The sequence below is a fragment of the Streptomyces sp. NPDC003011 genome (assembly GCF_053591515.1).
Genome location: NZ_JBSFTY010000004.1, coordinates 162,570 through 179,071 on the forward strand (window position 1 = coordinate 162,570; position 16,502 = coordinate 179,071).

Here is a 16,502-nt window from a genome sequence, read left to right on the forward strand (position 1 = left end):
CCGTCAGTGGCGACCCGGCCACCTTACGAATCAAATGCGGGCGGCCCAGCGACTCATGGAAAACTTCGATCCGCCGGAAGGCGTATATCGAAGAATGTTTATCGCGCTGTACAGAACGGATTCCGGCGTGGCGGCGGGCACGACGAGTGCCCCGCTCGGAAGGGAGCGGGGCACTCGCTTCGCGCGGCCCGGAGGCGGGGGATTTTCCTACCGGGCCGGTCTCAGGGAGACGGGCAGACTGCTGTACCCGTACAGGAAGTTGGAGTGGATCCGCCGGCCGGGGGCGGTCGCCGACGCCTCGGCGACATGGGCGCGCAGCGCCGTGAGCAGGGCGTGGATCTCCACCCGGCCCAGATAGGCGCCCAGGCAGAAATGCGGCCCGTAGCCGAACGACACATGCTTGTTGGGGGTGCGCCCCAGGTCGAACACCTCGGGCCGGCCGAAGACCTCCTCGTCGAAATTGGCCGAGCTGTTCCAGAGCGTGACCACGTCTCCGGCCCGGATGGTCCGCTCACCGATCCGTACGTCGGTCAGGGCCCGGCGGCCGAAGTGCATCGCGGGCGTCACCCAGCGCAGGACCTCCTCGACCGCGCTGTCGACCGAGACCTCCCCGGATCTCAGCCGCCGCCACTGCTCGGGGTGTTCGATCAGCTCGTTCATGGCGCAGATCATCGACAGCCGGCTGGTCTCGTCGCCGCCGATGATGACGCTGTAGCAGTTGAAGACGATCTCCTGCTCGCTGAGCGGGACGCCGTCGATGGTGGCCCCGGCCAGCACGCTCACCACGTCGTCCCGCGGGTCCAGCCGGCGGTCCTCGGCCAGCTCGGCGAAGTACAGCAGGAGTTCGTTGCGGGCGACCAGCGCCTCGTCCTCCGGGACCCCGGCCTCCTCGGCGCTGAGCGCCTGCTTGGTGAGGGACAGCAGGTAGTCCCGGTCCGAGGGCGGGACGCCGAGCAGGTCCGCGACGGTCGCCATCGGGATGTGCTCGGCGACGTCCTGGGCGAAGTCGCACTCGCCGCGCGCCACGGCCTGGCGCACCAGCCGGTCGGCCCGCCGGCCCACCCCGTCGACCACGGGTTGCAGGACGCGCGGCGCGAACGCCTTCAGCAGCAGGTTGCGCAGCTCGCGGTGGCGCCGGCCGTCGGTGACGGCCAGCATCTTGCCCGCGGCCGAGTCGCCGCCCTCCAGGAGGGTGGCGAGGACGTTGCCCCGCTCGGAGGTGAACCGCTTGTTGTCGCGGTAGACCTCCATCACGTCCTGGTGGCGGGAGACCACCCAGAACCCGGGCACCGCCCGCCCGGTCACCGCGTGCCAGTGGACGGGGCTCTCGTGCCGGAACCTGCGCCACAGGGCGGCCAGTTCGGCCTTGGGCTGCTGGAAGGTCCGGGGATCGGTGAGATCGGTCCCGGTCAGCGACGCCGCGACGGTGGTCACGTCCCCGCCGCCTCGCGCTGGGTCATGGCGACCAGGACCTTGCGGTCGCCGGTGAAGGGACGGCGGCCGTGCGAGGTGAGGATGTTGTCGATCATCAGCAGGTCGCCGGTCTCCCAGGGTTCGGCGTACGTGGTCCGGTCGTACACGCCGAGGACGGTGGCGATCTCGTCGGCGGTGATGGGGGTGCCGTCGCCGTAGTAGGCGTTGCGGGGCAGCCCGTCCTCGCCGCAGATCTCCAGCAGGCCCTCGCGGACCGCCTCCGGCAGCGCCTGCACGTGGAAGAGGTGGGCCTGGTTGAACCACGTCTTCTGCCCGGTGACGGGGTGCGTGATCACCGCGGGGCGGCGCTGGCGGGTGCGCAGCACGTCGCCGTCCCACTCGGTCTCGATGCCGTGGTCGGCGCAGTAGCTCTCGACGTACCCCTTGTCGTCGCTCTGGAAGCCCTCCTGCCAGGACAGGCCCATGCCGGTGCGGTAGGTGCGGGTGTACAGCACGCCCTTGTCCTCGAACCGCCGCACCAGGTCCTGCGGCAGCTGCTCCAGCACGGCCGTGCTGTCGGCGACCGGGGTCTGCCCGCCGGTCGCCGCGGCCAGCGCGCAGAAGAAGAAGACGTTGTGCGGCCAGTTCTGCGAGTAGGCGCTCTCGTTGTGCTGCGGGATGGACTGGTCGGCCGGGTACTCGGTGGAGGTGTACACCTTGCCGGTGACCCGGCTGCGCGGGGTGGACCGCTCGTTGTACTCCAGGGTCCGGCCGCCCACCTCCTCGGCGATCTCGGCGAGTTCGGACTGCTGGACCAGGCCGCTGCCCTTGACCATGACCGCGGCGTGCTCGTACATCGCCGAGCGCAGCGCCGGCGCGTTCGCCGTGAACCAGGAGCGGTGGTCGCCGCCGGCCCGGGGGGTCACCCGCACCAGGCGGGTGCCGTGGTGCTCGATCAGGTCGCTGTCTGCGTCCGTGAACGGGGTCCGCAAGGAGGTCTGCATCATTCCTTCTCCACGTCGAGGCTGTAGCCGTTGATGCTGGTGTGGTTGACCGGGTCACCGGCCGCGTACTCATAGGGGTTGAGGAAGGGACCGGCGGCGACGGGGGCCGAGAAGCGGCCGAGTCCGGGGTTGAACACCCGGGTGTCGAGCACCACGTTGAAGAAGGCGCCCTGGTGCTCGGTGCCCACCTGGTGGCGGCCGAGCCAGCCGAGGTCGAAGTCGCCGGGCAGGTTGTCCGGCACCTGCCGGGTGTCGACGGTGCCGTCCGCCGTCAGCGGCTCGCCGTACAGGCCGTACTGGTGGAGACCGCCGCGCCGGCGGCCGTCGTCCCCGGTGAGCAGGAAGACGTCACCGCGGACCGTCGGGTGGCTCCAGGTCGTCCGGGCGGCGCCGGGGGCCCGGGTGCCGGCGGTGAGGACGACCCCGCCGGGCAGCGGCACCACGCGGGCCAGCAGCCGGCTGTCCGCGTCGAGCACCAGGTCGGCGTCCGGGTTGGTCATGTCCGTGTGGCCGTACAGGATCCGCTCGGTACCCGCGGGGGTGACGGCGGTGCGCGCCATGATGTGGTCCGCGATGTCCTTGGTGTACGTCACGTCCGCGGCGTCGGCGCCGGTGACGCCGCCGCCGAGGTAGCGCTCGGCCGCGTCCTGCCGCTGGGTGACCTCGGCGGCCCCGGCCGTGTATCCGGTGAGGTGACCGTTGAGGGCGTACTGCGGTGCGGTCACGGCCCGTTCGCCGGTGGTGGCGAGCAGCCGGTCGGCGGCGTCGTAGCAGTACCCGGTGACGGTGGTCCCGTCGGCGGTGCGGTCGGTCAGCCGGACCACGTTGCCGTTGGCGCCGGCGTCGGGCCGGGTGCCGTCGGGGCAGCCGGCCGGGGGACGCGCGGTGAAGTCGCGCAGGTACGCGTGCCCGGTGATCCGGGCGCCCACCAGCCGGCCCGCCGGGTCGTACGTGAAGTTCGGTCCTTCGGGGGCGGCGTCCTTGCCGGCCACCGACTCGTCGACGATCGTCCCCGACTGCGAACGGGTCACCCGGGCGGACTGCCGGGTGCCGTCGGCCAGCACCCAGTCCTTGGCGGTGATCCGTCCGGCCGGGTCGCGTTCCACGGTGAGACGGGTGCCGTTGGCGTAGCGCACACTGCGCAGGGCGCCCGCGGCGTCGTGGCCGGCCGTGGCCAGCCGCCTGCCGTCCAGGACGACGGTGAGGATCCGCCCCGCCGCGTCGTAGCGGGTCCGCTTCACCTGGACCGCGTCGGCGGCGCCCGGCGGGCCGACCCGCTCCAGCACGGCCCGGCCGGGCCGGTCGTACCGGGTCTCGGTGCGGGTGCCCTGGCCGTCGGTGTAGCTCACCGTGCGGCCCAGCAGGTCGACGGTGCTGGTCATGGAGTGGTCGTGCTGGGCCGCCTTCAGCGTCAGCGGGTCACCGCCGTGCGCGCTGTCGTACGTGACGCTCCAGGCGGGGAGGCTGGAGTTGCCCGGCATGGACATCCGGACGATCCGGCCCCGCGCGTCGTACTGGACGCAGGTCCAGTCGGACCCGCCGAAGGTCACCGCGACGGGCAGGCCGCGCGCGTTGAAGACGTACCGCTCCACCCGTGCGGAGCCGTTCGCGCCCTCCGGCAGCCCCACGGACCTGATCTGGCCGCGCTGCGGGGCGGGGTCGTTCTCCTTGGTGCACGGGTTGTCGGCGGTCTCCGTCGCCCCGTAGTAGGCGAACGTCTTGCGCGCGCCGGCCGGGCTGGTCTCGGTCACCGGGCGGAAGGCGTCGTCGTAGGCGTAGCCGGTGGTCAGGGCGAGTCCGTCGGGGTCGGTGACCAGCGCGGCCGGCAGCCCGAACTCGTTGAGGCGGGTCAGGGTGGTCAGTTGCGGCACCCCGTCGGAGTCGGCGCGCACGGTCGTGATGCCGTCCGGGCCGAACGCGGTCGTCTGCGCCGGGACGGCGGCGCAGCCCTCCGGCGCCGGGTCCAGCGGGCGCAGGTCGGCGCCGAAGCACCTGCCCGGGCCGGGGCCGTAGGAGCCGGCCGGCATGCCCGTCCCGTCGTAGACGGTCGTGGTCATACGGCCCGCCGGGTCGGTCTGCGAGAGCGGGCGGCCGTCGGGCGTCCAGGTGTACCGCGTGGTGCGGCCGGTGCCGTCGGTGTCGGTGGTGACCAGGCCCGCGGTGTCGTGGGTGACCCTGCGCGCCCAGCCCTGCCCGGTGCTCAGGCCGGCGACGCGGAGCTCGGCGGCCCCGTCGGCGAAGGCGTAGGAGCGCTGCGGACGACGGGCGTCCGAGGCGTCGGAGCCGGCCGGGTCCGGGCCGGTGAGCCGGGCGGCCGTACCGGTACCGGGCCGGTAGTCGATGCGGTACCGGGCGGCGTCGGTGTCGCGTCCGGCGCCGGCCGCGACCCAGTCCGTGAGCAGCGGGGGCCGCACGGTGGTGAGCCGGTGGTCGGCCGTGTAGCCGAAGTCGGTCACCTCGGCCCCGGGGTTGACGACCCTGACCAGCTTGCCGGCCCGGTAGTGCAGGTGGGTGGTGCCCGCGCCGGGAACCCGGACCGCGCACACGTACCCGGCGGGCGCCTGGTCGTCGGCACACGCCTCGTCCCCGGCGTACGCGAAGACGAGCCCCGTGTCCTCGGCGGCGGCGATACCCGCGACCGGTCCGCCGGCCGCGCCGGCGCCGGCGGGAGCGGTGCCGGACGCGCCGGGAGCGGACTCACCGGTACCGGACGCGCCGGCCCCGGGGCTCTGGCCGGCACCGGTCGCCGCACCGGACGGGCCGGACACGTCCGACGCACCCGACGCACCCGACGCACCGGGAACCCCGGCGGCCGTCCCGCCCGTGCCGCCGGCCGGGCCCGCGCCGGGCCCGCCGGCCGTCCCCGCCCCGCCGGGCGCCCCGGACGTCCCCGGGCCTCCCGGTGCCGCCGCCGCGTTGGCGGCCGTGGCGGTGTCCGGACCGGTGGCGGCCGGAGTGACCGTCCAGCCCGGCGGCAGCACCGCGCCGGACGGCTCCAGCCACGACGCCGGGACGGGGGCGTGGTGTCCGGCCCCGCGGGCCCACAGCGCCAGGTTCCCGCCGTCGCCGGCGGCCCGCCGGTAGTCGACCTCGACCGGGTACGCGCGGCCCGCCTTCAGTGTGAGCCCGCTGCCGTCGACCGGGCGGTCGCCGGCGAGGGCGCCCTTCCAGTCGTCGAGGACACGCGTGCCGTCGACCCGGATCCGCAGCCCGCCGTCGTAGGCGCCGCCGAGCCGGTACGTCCCGTCCGCGGGCACCGTCAGCGTGCCGCTCCAGCGGACGCGGAACGCCCCGTCCGCCGCGGCGTCCGGGTACGGGGCCTCGTCGCCCCAGCGGAAGTCCACGCGGGCGTCGGTGCGCCGCGCGGCCGGCCGGTCGGCGGCGGTGATCCCGCCGGCCGCGTCACCCGGGTAGTAGGCGCCGGTCAGTCCGGCCGCACCGCTCACGGCCTGGGAGTCGTAGGTGAAGGTGGCGCCCAGCTGACCCGAACCGGTGGGCACCTGCGCCGTGTTGACGGAGGCGGTGACGTTGCCGGTGGCCAGGCTGACGGTCACGGGTCCGAGCGTGTCGGTGGCCACCGGACCGCCGGCCTGCTGCGCCCCCAGCCGCTGCGCGACCGTGAAGGAGCGGGCGGCGGCGTCCTCGCCGGCCCGGCCGGAGCGGTCCTTGGTCCGCACCGTCCAGGTGTACCGGCCGCCGTCCCTCAGCACCCCGGCAGGAACCTGCCAGCGGGGTTCGGGCAGCCAGCCCGAGGAGGTGACCTGCCCGGTGCGCGCACCGCCGCCCGTGGCGATCACGAACTCGTAGCCCACCGCGTCCGCCCGGCGGGCGGCGGCCAGATGGGGCCGGGTGCCGGTCAGCACCGCCTCGTCGGCCGGCCCGGCCGCGGCGGTCGTGACCTCTCCGTCGCCGCCCGGCCCGGCGGCGAACGAACCGGCGGGCCAGGCGGGCCGGTTGGGCGTCCCGCTCGCGGCGGCCGGCAGCGGCAGCCCGGTCGCGTCGCCCCGTCCCGCGGTGCCGGTCGCCGCCGGGGGCACGGCTCCGAGCAGCGTGAAGGACAGTGCCGCCACCGCCGTCGCGGCCGGCACTCTGAGTCTCCTGGTGTGAGCCATGCCCGGTCACCACTTTCCAAGCAACGGGGAACGCGCCGTACGAGGGCGCCGAAGAACCGGATGAGAAGAACCGGATGAGAAGAACCGGCCGGTATGAGAACCGGCCGACAAGAACCGGCCGGAGAACACCGGCTGGGAAACACCTGCCGGGAATCCGGCTCCCCCGATGCTGTCAGCGGGCGGATCCGCGCCTAAGTCCGCAGAGAATCTTTGAATACGGTTCCGGTGGCTGACCGGTGCCGTCTGCACCTACGGTACGTAGCGTGACTGTGCGCATACTTCTCGCCGACGACCAGGAATCCGTACGCATCGGCTTCCGCCTGATCCTGGACTCCCAGCCGGACATGGAGGTCGTGGGGGAGGCGGCCGACGGGCAGCAGGCCGTCGATCTCGCCGCGCGGCTGAAGCCCGACGTCGTGCTCGCCGACATCCGCATGCCGCGCCTGGACGGCCTTGAGGTCACCCGGCGGCTCGCCGGGCCCGAGGCCCGCGATCCGGTGCGGGTGGTGGTGGTGACGACGTTCGGGCTCGACGAGTACGTGCACACCGCCCTGCACAACGGCGCCTGCGGGTTCCTGCTGAAGCGGTCGGGCCCCGCCCTGCTGGTCGAGGCGGTGCGGGCGGCGATGGCGGGCGACACCCTGATCAGTCCCTCGCTGACGGTGAGCCTGCTCCAGCACCTCCAGGAGCGCAGCCGGCCCCGGGCCGCCCAACCCGCCGAGTCGCTCACGGAACGCGAGACGGAGATCGCCCGGTTGGTGGCCAAGGGCCTGACCAACGCGGAGATCGGGGCGGAGCTGTTCATCTCCGCCGGTACGGCCAAGACCCACGTCGCCAACATCCAGCGCAAGCTGGACGCCCGCAACCGGGTCGGCATCGCCGCCTGGGTCTGGGGGAGCGGGCTGGCTTCCTGAGCGGGCCCGCCGTCACATCGGTGTGCAGACGTCCTTCATGCTGTCGATGAGGGCGAGTACCGCTCGGGCCGACGGCAGTATCATCCGGCCCTCCCGGGTGAGTCTCGCGCCGGTGGAATCCCGGGTGAAGAGTTTGGTTCCCAGCATCTGTTCCAGGCACTTGATCTGATAGCTGATGGCCGGTTGTGAATACCCCAGTGCTTTGGCGGCCTGGTCCATGCGCCCGATCTCGGCCACGAACACAAAGGCGCGGAACTCACGCTCGTGCATCACTCCCCCTGTCTCTAGGTGAACACAAGCGGTGCGCACGGCCCGCACCCGTGGGCGTCGACGGCCGTTCTCATGCGCCTCCATACCAACTCACTTGGAAAAACCGGGCAATGGCCGGTGCAGGAAGCTGCAACCAAGCCAATGAGACGGGCGAACACCGGAGCCGGACACACGGAAGACGCCCCCCGAGCGGTCCTCGGGGGGCGTCTTCCGGCCACCGTCGCGGCCGGTGCGGCCGGTGCGGTGGGTGCGGCCGGTGCGGTGGGTGCGGCCGGTGCGGTGGGATCAGCCGTGGCCCACGGCGACCAGTACGTTCATCCGGGCGCCGCGCCGGGCGGGGCCGACCGAGGCGATGACACCGACCACCGCGGCACCGATCAGGTAGGCGACGATCTGCCCCCAGGGCAGGGAGAGCCGGCTGACGCCCTGGTCCTCCATCGCGTGCGCGGTGGCGAGTCCGAGCACCCCGCCGACCACCACCCCGAGCAGTGCGCCGAAGAGCGAGATCACCACGGACTCGGTCATGATCATCCGTACTGTCTGCCCCCGGGTGAAGCCGATCGCCCGCAGCGCGCCCATCTCCTTGGTGCGTTCCAGGATCGACAGGGCGAGGGTGTTGACGATGCCGAGGATCGCGATGAGCATCGCCACGCCGAGGAGCGCCTGGACGATGGTGAGCATCATGGCGAACCCGCCGCTGAACTGCTCGATCACGTCCTCGCGGGTCTGGACGGTCACCTCCGGACTGTCCTTGAGCAGGGTCTCGATCTGGGACCGCACCTGCGACTCGTCGGCACCGCCCGCCAGCTGGAAGTAGGCCTGCGAGGGCTGCGGGGAGCGGAAGCCGGCCTGCGCGTCGGCCCAGGGGACGATCACGCCGTTGGACAGGGTGGAGTCGGCGAAGATGCCGGTGACCTCGTAGGTGTGCGGTCCGCCGCGCTGGAACTGGAGGGTGAGCTCGTCCCCCACCCCGACCCCGCGGCTCTCGGCGGTGTTCTCGTTCATCACCACGGTGCCGGCGGCCAGGGTGCCGACCGACCCCTCGACGCCCTTGAGACCGAGAACCTCCCGGGCGGCGGGCCAGTCCTGCCAGGAGGCGACCGACTGGCTCGCGTCACCGGCCTTGGCGTTGTCGAGGTTCACCGCGGCGACCCGGTCGACCCCGGGCACCTCGCCGGTCCGGGCCAGCGCGGCCGGGTCGATGGCCGCGGAGCCGGCCGAGCCCGCCTCGCCCATGGCCACCAGGCCCGCCTTCAGGTCCCGCCTGATGTCCCGGGTGACACTGTCCTCGGCGGAGGCGGCGACGGTGCTGATGGCCGTCACCAGGGCCACGCCGATCATCATCGCCGAGGCGGTGATGGCGGTGCGCCGGGGGTTGCGGGCGGAGTTGTGGCGGCCGAGCCGGCCGGGCAGCGACCGGGAGAACAGCGCGCCGAGCACCTCGACCGAGGGCCTGCTGATCAGCGGAGTGAGCAGGGCGACGCCGACGAAGGCGGCCAGCACACCGGGCAGGATCGCGTCCGCGCCGCCGGAGCCGAAGCTGCCGAGGGCCAGGAGTACGACCCCCAGGCCGAACAGGATCGCCCCGGTCCAGGTCTGCACCCGGTGCCTGCCCTGCGGTGCCGCGCTCGCCCGGATGACGGCGATCGGGGCGACCTTGGAGGCCCGCACGGCGGGGACCAGCGCGGCCAGCACGGTCACGCCGACGCCCACGGCGAACGCGGTGACCACGGCGCTCGCGGGCACCCCGAGGGAGGCCACCTCCAGTCCGTCGGTGGAGCTCGCCACCAGGTCGGCGCCGAGCGCGCCGATGCCGATGCCGGCGGCCAGCCCCAGCGCCGAGGAGACCAGGCCGACGACGCAGGACTCCAGGAGCACCGAGTTGATCATCTGGCGGCGGCTGGCCCCCAGGGCCCGCAGCAGGGCGAGTTCGCGCATCCGCTGGGCGACGATGATCGAGAAGGTGTTGACGATGAGGAAGATGCCGACGAACACCGCCACGCCGGCGAAGCCGAGCAGCAGCATGCCGAGCATGTCCAGGATGCCGCGGGACTTGTCGGAGGCCTTCTCGGCGAGCTGCTGTCCCGTCAGCACCTCGTACCCGGCGCCGAGTTCCCTGCCGAGCGCGGCCTGGACGGTGCCGGTGGAGGCGCCGGCGTCGGGGGTGATCCGGATGCCGGAGAAGTCACCGGTCCCGCCGACCATCAGCCGCTGGGCGACCGGCTCGGCGAAGGCGACGGTCTGCTCGCCGCCGATGGAGTCCCGGCCGCCGGAGTAGCCGAAGACACCGGCCACGGTGAAGGTGCGCTTGGGCTCGTGGGTCAGCACGCCGACCCGGTCGCCCGCCTTCAGTCCGGCCTTCTCCGCCAGCGCCGCGTTGACGGCGATCTCGGAGTCGTCGCGTGGTTCGTGGCCCGAGCGCAGCGAGATCAGGCCACTCTCACCGCGCCAGCTCTCGCCGTACCGGGGACCGCCGGTGCCGGGCACGACCTTGCCGTCCTTGCCGAGCACCCGGGCGCCCTCGGCGAGCACGATGCCCTCGGCCTTGCCGACCCCGGCGACCTGGGCGGCCTTGTCGACGGCGGCCTGGGTGACCGGGGGCACCACCGCCGCGTCGTCACCGGTGGCGGCGGCCACCTTGGGCTTGAGGGACGCGTACAGGTCGATGTCCTGGTAGGCGCCGCTGAACTGGGCGTCGATGGAACGGTTCAGGGTGTCCTTGATGACCATCGCGCCGGACACGAACATCACCGCCAGCACGATGGCCAGGCCCGACAGGACCAGCCGTAACTTGCGGGAGAGCAGGCTCTTGAGCGTGGCTGTCAGCATCATGCCACCCGGATCTTGTCGAGGGTGCGCATCTTGTCGAGCACGGCGTCGGCGGTCGGCTCACGCAGTTCGTCCACGACCCGGCCGTCGACGAGGAAGATGACGCGGTCGGAGTAGGACGCGGCCCGCGGGTCGTGCGTGACCATGACAATCGTCTGGCCCAGGCTGCGTACCGAGTCCCGCAGGAACTCCAGGATCTCGGTGCCCGAGGTGGAGTCCAGGTTGCCCGTCGGCTCGTCGGCGAAGATGACCTCCGGCTGGGAGACCAGGGCCCGGGCACAGGCCACACGCTGCTGCTGGCCGCCGGACAGCTCACTGGGCCGGTGCCGCAGCCGGTCGCGCAGGCCGACGGTGTCGACGACCCGGTCGAACCAGTCCTGGGACGGTTTGCGTCCGGCGATGGACAGCGGCAGCAGGATGTTCTCCTCGGCCGTGAGCGTCGGCAGCAGGTTGAACTGCTGGAAGATGAAACCGATCCGGTTGCGGCGCAGCAGGGTCAGCTGCTTGTCCGACATGTCGTTGACCCGGACGTCACCGATGAAGACCTCGCCGGAGGAAAGCGTGTCGAGACCGGCCAGCGTGTGCATGAGCGTCGACTTGCCGGACCCGGACGGGCCCATGATCGCGGTGAATTCACCGGCCGCGAATTCGACGTCCACGCCGCGCAGTGCCGCGACTTCCGTCTCTCCCGCGCCGTACGTTTTTGTCACGCCGACGGCGCGAGCGGCGACCTGCCGCTTCGTCGAGGCCGAAATGGTCGCGGTCATGACTCACACTCCCCCACACGGGATTGGTTTTGGACGATCGGGGACCGGGAGCACGTGCACCGTTCCCGGCGATGTGAAAGGACCCTACGAGCGGACCGGGAAGGGCCGCATCTGCCGAACGGCATAGATGCTCCCGCCTGTTGCCCTCCGTTTCCGAGCGCACATGGAACTCTTGAAATCAGCGCTGCGCCGACCGCCCCGGCGCGCCTAGCGTGCGGACCGATTGGGACGCTCCCGGCGCAGCGGCACGGAGGACGGACATGACTGGCACGCGGACGCTTTCGAAGTACTGGATGCTCACCAACGACTTCACCCAGAATCCCTATCCGGTACTCGAACACGTACGGCGCGAGAGCCCGGTGCGCGAGCTGTCCTTCCCGGACGGCGGACGGGCCTGGGTGGTGACCCGGTACGAGGACGCCAGAGCCGCGCTCGCCGACCCCCGGCTCAGCCGCGACATCCACGTCCAGTACCGGCTGATGTCGGAGCGCACCGGGCACACGCTGACCCCGCCGCCGGAGGAGGCCAACCACCTCGCCAACCTGGAGCCGCCCCGGCACACCCCGCTGCGCCGGGCGATCAGCTTCGCCTTCACCCCGCGCCGGGCGGAGGCCCTGCGCCCCAAGGTGCGGGAGATCGCCGACGGCCTGCTGGACAGCCTCGCCCACGGCTCCGAGGCCGACCTGATCGCCGGGTACGCCGACCCGCTGCCGGTCATCACCATCGCCGAGCTGATGGGCGTGCCGGCCGACAGCTGGCCCGACTTCCTGCGCTGGTCCACCGCGCTGCGCACGCACTCCCCCACCGACGGCTCCGGAGTGCTGGACCGCAGCATCCAGGAGCTGTCCGCCTACATGGCCGGCCTGATCGCCCGCAAGGAGCGCGAGCCCGGCGAGGACCTGCTCTCCGCGCTGATCCACGCCGACCCCGAGCGCCGGCTCACCAGCACCGAGATCCTCTCCACCGGGTTCGCGCTGATGACCGGCGGCAACGACACCACGGCCAGTCTGGTCGGCGGAGTGCTCTCCGCCCTCCTCACCCATCCGGCGGAGCGGGAACGGCTGTTGGCGGAGCCCGGCCAGTGGGCCAGGTCCATGGACGAGCTGATCCGCTATGTGAGCCCTATCGGCAACGCCCTGCAACGCGTCACCACCGAGCCGGTGGAGCTGGGCGGGGTGACCGTCCCGGCCGGGGAGGTCGTCGTCATCTGCGTCATGTCGACCAACCGGGACACCGGCCAGTTCCCCCACCACCCCGACCGGCTGGACCTGGACCGGCCCAAGCCGGCCCATCTCAGCTTCGGTTTCGGCATCCACTACTGCTCGGGCGCGCATCTGGCGAAGGTGATCACCGAGATCGCGGCCCGTCGGCTCTTCGAGCGCTTCCCGTCCGCCCGGCTCGCCGTCGACCCCTCCGAGCTGCGTTACGAGCAGAACGTCGTCGTACGTCCCCTGCGGTCGCTGCCGGTCCTGCTGCGGCCCTGACGGTCCCGCGACGGCACGCACGGCGCCGGTCAGCCAGGCCGGCGCATCGCCGTGTACAGGGCCCTGAGCATGAGGATCGCGCTCACCGCCAGCACGTGATAGCCGGCCAGCGGATACAGCTCCAGCTGCGCGGTCACCCGCGGTCCCCGGCCGGTGCCGAACACCATCAGCAGGACGCCCATCAGACCGGTGCAGGCGGCCAGCAGGGTCACCGTCACCTGGTGGATCAGTCCGGAGACGAACCGCCGTTCCCGTTCGTCCGCGAGCACCCGCACCCGCACCCCGAGCCGGCCCTCCTCCAGTGAGGCGCTGATGCGCTCGGCCCGCCGCGGCAGCCGGCGCAGCATCGGCAGCACGGAGAGCAGTTCCTGGGCCGCCTGATGCGCCAGGGCCGAGAGGGCGGGCGGGGTCAGAGCCCCGGCGAGCGTGGCGGTCGTCTCGTCGCGCCCCTTCGCGGAGCGGTACCGGAACCGGTCGGCGAGCGCCCCGACGGCGAACCGCCGCGCCTCCTCCAGGAGGTTGAAGCCGGGCGCCACCGCGGTGAGGGTCCCCTCGATGGTGGCCAGCGCCCGGAAGACGGCGGCGACCTCCGGCGGCACCGCGAGTCCGAACCGGGCGAGCATCCGGAACAGGGCCGTGAACATCTCCGTGTCCGGCTGGGCGCCGATGCCCAGATGCTGGGCCATGAACCGGCCGAGCTCCCGCTCCAGCAGCATCGGGTCGGGCATCAGCTCCTCGTGCGTGGTGGCCCGCGTGCCGAGCAGCGCGAGCAGGGCGTCGTGCAGCCCGGCCGGGTCGCCGCGGTCCACCGCCACCAGCACCTCCCGGATGGCGGCCTGGGCGGAGGGGTCGATACGGCCCACCGAGCCGAAGTCGATCAGGCCGATCCGCCCGTCGTCCAGCAGCAACATGTTGCCGGGGTGCGGATCGGCGTGGAAGACGCCCGCCCGGAGGATCTGGGTGAGCATCGCGTCGAAGGCGTCCCGGGCCAGTGCCTCCCGGTCGAAGCCGCCCCGGTCGGCGGCGGCCGCGGCCCGGTCGAAGGTCACGCCGGCCAGCCACTCCTGCACCAGCACCCGCGCCGACGTGTACGCGAAGTGCACCCGCGGCACCCGGACCCGGGCCTGCGGGTCGAGTCCGCCGATCGCCTTGGCCACCGCGCCCGCGTTGCGCGCCTCGATCCGGAAGTCGAGCTCCTCCCGGACGGACTGCGCGAAGCCGTCGCCCAGTTCCCGCAGCCCGAACGCCTGCGCGGAGCGGATCCGGCTCTGCAGGCTCCGGCTGACCGTCAGCACGATGTCCAGGTCACGCTCGACCGTCTCCCGGGCACCGGGGCGCTGCACCTTGACGACGACGGTGGGCCCGCCGCGCAGCCGGGCCCGGTGCACCTGGGCGATGGAGGCGGCGGCCAGCGGCTTGTGCTCGATCCACTCGAAGACCTGGGAGACGGGCTTGCCCAGCTCCTTGCGCAGCACCGCCTCCACCTCGGGCCAGGGCGCGGGGCTCACATCGCTCTGCAGCCGGCTCAGTTCGTCGATGAAGTGCGGCGGCAGCAGGTCGCGCCGGGTGGAGAGGACCTGGCCGAACTTGATGAGCGCGCCGCCGCACTCCTCCAGCGCCAGCCGCGCGGACCGGGCGGCCTGCTCGCCGTACTCCCCGGGCCGCATGGCGCGCTCCCAGCCGGCCCGTCCGCGCACCACGCGGCCCAGTCCGTGGCGCATGAGGATCCGGCTGATCTGGGAGTAGCGGCGGGCGCGGCGCAGCCGGTCGCCGAGGCCGCGCAGCACGTGCAGCGGCCGGGCCCAGCTGCCGTACGGCAGGAAGACCTCCATGACGACCAGCGCGGTCATCGCGGCGAACAGCGCGAGCGGGATCTGGATGGTGGACAGCGCGCCCAGGTCCACCTCGTTGTGCCGCAGCACCTGCCCGTACACGGCCAGGGTGATCACACCCACCAGTCCGGCACCGAGCGCCCGCAGCGGGCCCACCCGGATCCCGAGGAGCCGTCGGGAGGCGGTCGACAGCCCGAAGGCGAGGGTGCCGAGTGAGACCGTGGCCGCCACGACGACCACCAGGGCGAGGGAAATGTCGTTGAACACACCGCCGGCCAGAGATGCCATGGAACCGCCCCCTCTAGAGTCGCGGTCACCCTAGGCCGAACCGCTCCGGTGACCGCAGGGCTGTGGCATCTTCATGCCACCCGCCCGTACTCCCCGGGGACCCCTGCTCCTTCTGTACTCCGTCTGCACTCCCTCTGTACTTCCCGCATCCCTCTGTACCCGGCCTCCGCCCGATCTCCGCGAAGTCCCGCGGGATCCTCCGCGCGGGCGTCAAGGGCGGCGCAGGGATTCGTATGTGACCTGGTCCGACTCTGTTCGTGGATCGCGAGACATCCGGCCCACGCGGAGGAGTGTCACATGTACGAGGACCACAAGGCCCAGGCCCGGGTGCAGCACCCGTTGGAGGTCCTGGCGACGATCGAGATGCAGGCCGCGAACGACCTGGAACTGCGCCTGCAGCAGAGCCCGACGCCGTGGGCGGAGCTGCTCGCCGGCTACGTCCAGGCGCTGAACGAACTGGTCGCGCGCGGGGACGAGTTCAGGGAGCCGCAGGAGATGTACACCCTCGACGACGGCCACGCGGGCGGCTGCGGCTGACGCCGGACGGGCGGGGCGTGCCGCCGCTCACGAAGCGGTGACGGCCGGCACGCCCGGCCGCCCGGCCGGACGCCGCGCGAACAGCCGCACCAGCGGCGGGAAACGGTAGAACGACCGGGGGTCGCCGACGGCGTACGACACGTCGAGCAGCCGCAGGTCGGCCAGTTGCTCCAGGAGGTCCTCGGCGTCATCGGGGCCGGCGTCGAGCAGGGCCGCCGCGTCCGCGACGGTCAGCCGGGGCAGGTGGGCGCGGGCCAGCACGGCGAAGGAGCCGGCGAGGGACGGCGGCAGGCCGTCGAGCACGCCCCGCAGCCCGGCGGAGACGTCGAGACCGCCGAACCGCAGCTCGTCGAGGCGGCGCTGCTCCGGTGCCAGCCGGGCGGCGAGCCGGGCGGCGGACCACTGCGGGCGGGCGGCGAGGCGGGCCCCGGCGATCCGCAGCGCGAGCGGCAGCCGGTCGCAGAACTCGGCGATGCGCACGGCGGCTTCGGGGTCCTCCTCGAACCGGTCGGGACCGGCGATGGTGGCGAGCAGACGCACCGCGTCACCCGGCTCCATCGGGCCGAGCCGCACCGGCCGGGTGCCTTCGAGCGACGCCAGCTGGGCGGGAACGCCCGTGACGACCGTACGGTTGGCCCCGCCGGCCGGGAGGAGCGGGCGTACCTGGTCGTCGTCGACCGCGCCGTCGAGGACGACCAGCATCCGGCGCCCGGCCAGCAGCGTCCGGTAGAGCTGGACGCGCTCGTCGAGACTGCGGGGCAGCCGGTCCGGTGCGGCGCCGAGCGCCCGCAGGAACCAGCCGAGGGCCTCCGCCGGGGCCCGCGCGCCGTCTTCGGTGCGCAGCGCGGCGTAGAGCTGCCCCTGCGGGAAGGACCCGCGGCAGCGTTCGGCGACGTACCGGGCCAGCGCGGACTTGCCGGTGCCGGGAGCCCCGGTGATCACCACGTCCTGCCCCGCGCGCAGCGAACCCGCCCTCACCGAGGGCGCCGACGTCCCCGGTCTCGACTCCTCCACAGCCGCGCTCGTGGCCGCCTACCGCGACCTCAAGGAAG

Annotated in this window: 11 protein-coding genes; 3 read left to right on the forward strand and 8 right to left on the reverse strand. The window is 72.9% G+C overall.

The genetic code is table 11. The annotated features are described in order from the left end of the window. Window positions 1–207 precede the first annotated feature (207 nt). The 3 genes from ACWD0J_RS03665 to ACWD0J_RS03675 are packed head-to-tail and all read right to left on the reverse strand — an operon-like array spanning window position 208 to window position 6,505. Complete coding sequence (locus ACWD0J_RS03665) at window positions 208–1,434, reverse strand: cytochrome P450 (RefSeq protein ID WP_451494080.1); 1,227 nt, start codon at window positions 1,432–1,434, stop codon at window positions 208–210. Next, a complete protein-coding gene (locus tag ACWD0J_RS03670; RefSeq protein ID WP_451494081.1) occupies window positions 1,431–2,420 on the reverse strand; it encodes a TauD/TfdA family dioxygenase in 990 nt (329 codons plus the stop codon). The genes ACWD0J_RS03665 and ACWD0J_RS03670 overlap by 4 nt, the downstream gene beginning before the upstream one ends. Beyond that, entirely contained in the window at window positions 2,417–6,505 is a 4,089-nt protein-coding gene (locus tag ACWD0J_RS03675) for a PA14 domain-containing protein (protein WP_451494082.1), read from the reverse strand. The genes ACWD0J_RS03670 and ACWD0J_RS03675 overlap by 4 nt, the downstream gene beginning before the upstream one ends. 287 nt (window positions 6,506–6,792) lie before the next feature. Here ACWD0J_RS03675 and ACWD0J_RS03680 point away from each other — a divergent pair, with 287 nt between their 5' ends. Next, window positions 6,793–7,443, forward strand: coding sequence for a response regulator (locus tag ACWD0J_RS03680; RefSeq protein ID WP_451494083.1), 651 nt, complete (start codon window positions 6,793–6,795; stop codon window positions 7,441–7,443). Window positions 7,444–7,455: 12 nt separating this feature from the next. On the opposite strand, the gene ACWD0J_RS03685 is transcribed toward ACWD0J_RS03680, so the two are convergent. The 3 genes from ACWD0J_RS03685 to ACWD0J_RS03695 form a co-directional block, all read right to left on the reverse strand. Further along, window positions 7,456–7,713: a LysR family transcriptional regulator gene (locus tag ACWD0J_RS03685; RefSeq protein ID WP_451494084.1), complete on the reverse strand. Its 258-nt coding sequence runs from the start codon at window positions 7,711–7,713 to the stop codon at window positions 7,456–7,458. A gap of 285 nt (window positions 7,714–7,998) precedes the next feature. Then, window positions 7,999–10,545, reverse strand: coding sequence for an ABC transporter permease (locus ACWD0J_RS03690; RefSeq protein ID WP_451494085.1), 2,547 nt, complete (start codon window positions 10,543–10,545; stop codon window positions 7,999–8,001). Continuing rightward, window positions 10,542–11,309 carry an ABC transporter ATP-binding protein gene (locus ACWD0J_RS03695; protein ID WP_451494086.1) on the reverse strand — a complete coding sequence of 256 codons (768 nt, stop codon included), beginning with the start codon at window positions 11,307–11,309 and terminating at the stop codon, window positions 10,542–10,544. The genes ACWD0J_RS03690 and ACWD0J_RS03695 overlap by 4 nt, the downstream gene beginning before the upstream one ends. 260 nt (window positions 11,310–11,569) lie before the next feature. Between ACWD0J_RS03695 and ACWD0J_RS03700 the strand changes: the two genes are divergently transcribed. Then, entirely contained in the window at window positions 11,570–12,793 is a 1,224-nt protein-coding gene (locus ACWD0J_RS03700) for a cytochrome P450 family protein (RefSeq protein ID WP_451494087.1), read from the forward strand. A 29-nt stretch (window positions 12,794–12,822) separates the two neighbouring features. Here the strand turns inward: ACWD0J_RS03700 and ACWD0J_RS03705 are convergent, their stop codons facing one another. Beyond that, the gene (locus ACWD0J_RS03705; RefSeq protein WP_451494088.1) at window positions 12,823–14,913 is read right to left on the reverse strand and encodes an ABC1 kinase family protein; all 2,091 of its coding nucleotides are present in this window, start codon (window positions 14,911–14,913) and stop codon (window positions 12,823–12,825) included. Window positions 14,914–15,210: 297 nt separating this feature from the next. Between ACWD0J_RS03705 and ACWD0J_RS03710 the strand changes: the two genes are divergently transcribed. Next, window positions 15,211–15,450, forward strand: coding sequence for a DUF6269 family protein (locus ACWD0J_RS03710; protein WP_451494089.1), 240 nt, complete (start codon window positions 15,211–15,213; stop codon window positions 15,448–15,450). Window positions 15,451–15,477: 27 nt separating this feature from the next. Here the strand turns inward: ACWD0J_RS03710 and ACWD0J_RS03715 are convergent, their stop codons facing one another. Then, window positions 15,478–16,395 carry an NB-ARC domain-containing protein gene (locus ACWD0J_RS03715; RefSeq protein WP_451494090.1) on the reverse strand — a complete coding sequence of 306 codons (918 nt, stop codon included), beginning with the start codon at window positions 16,393–16,395 and terminating at the stop codon, window positions 15,478–15,480. Window positions 16,396–16,502: the final 107 nt, after the last annotated feature.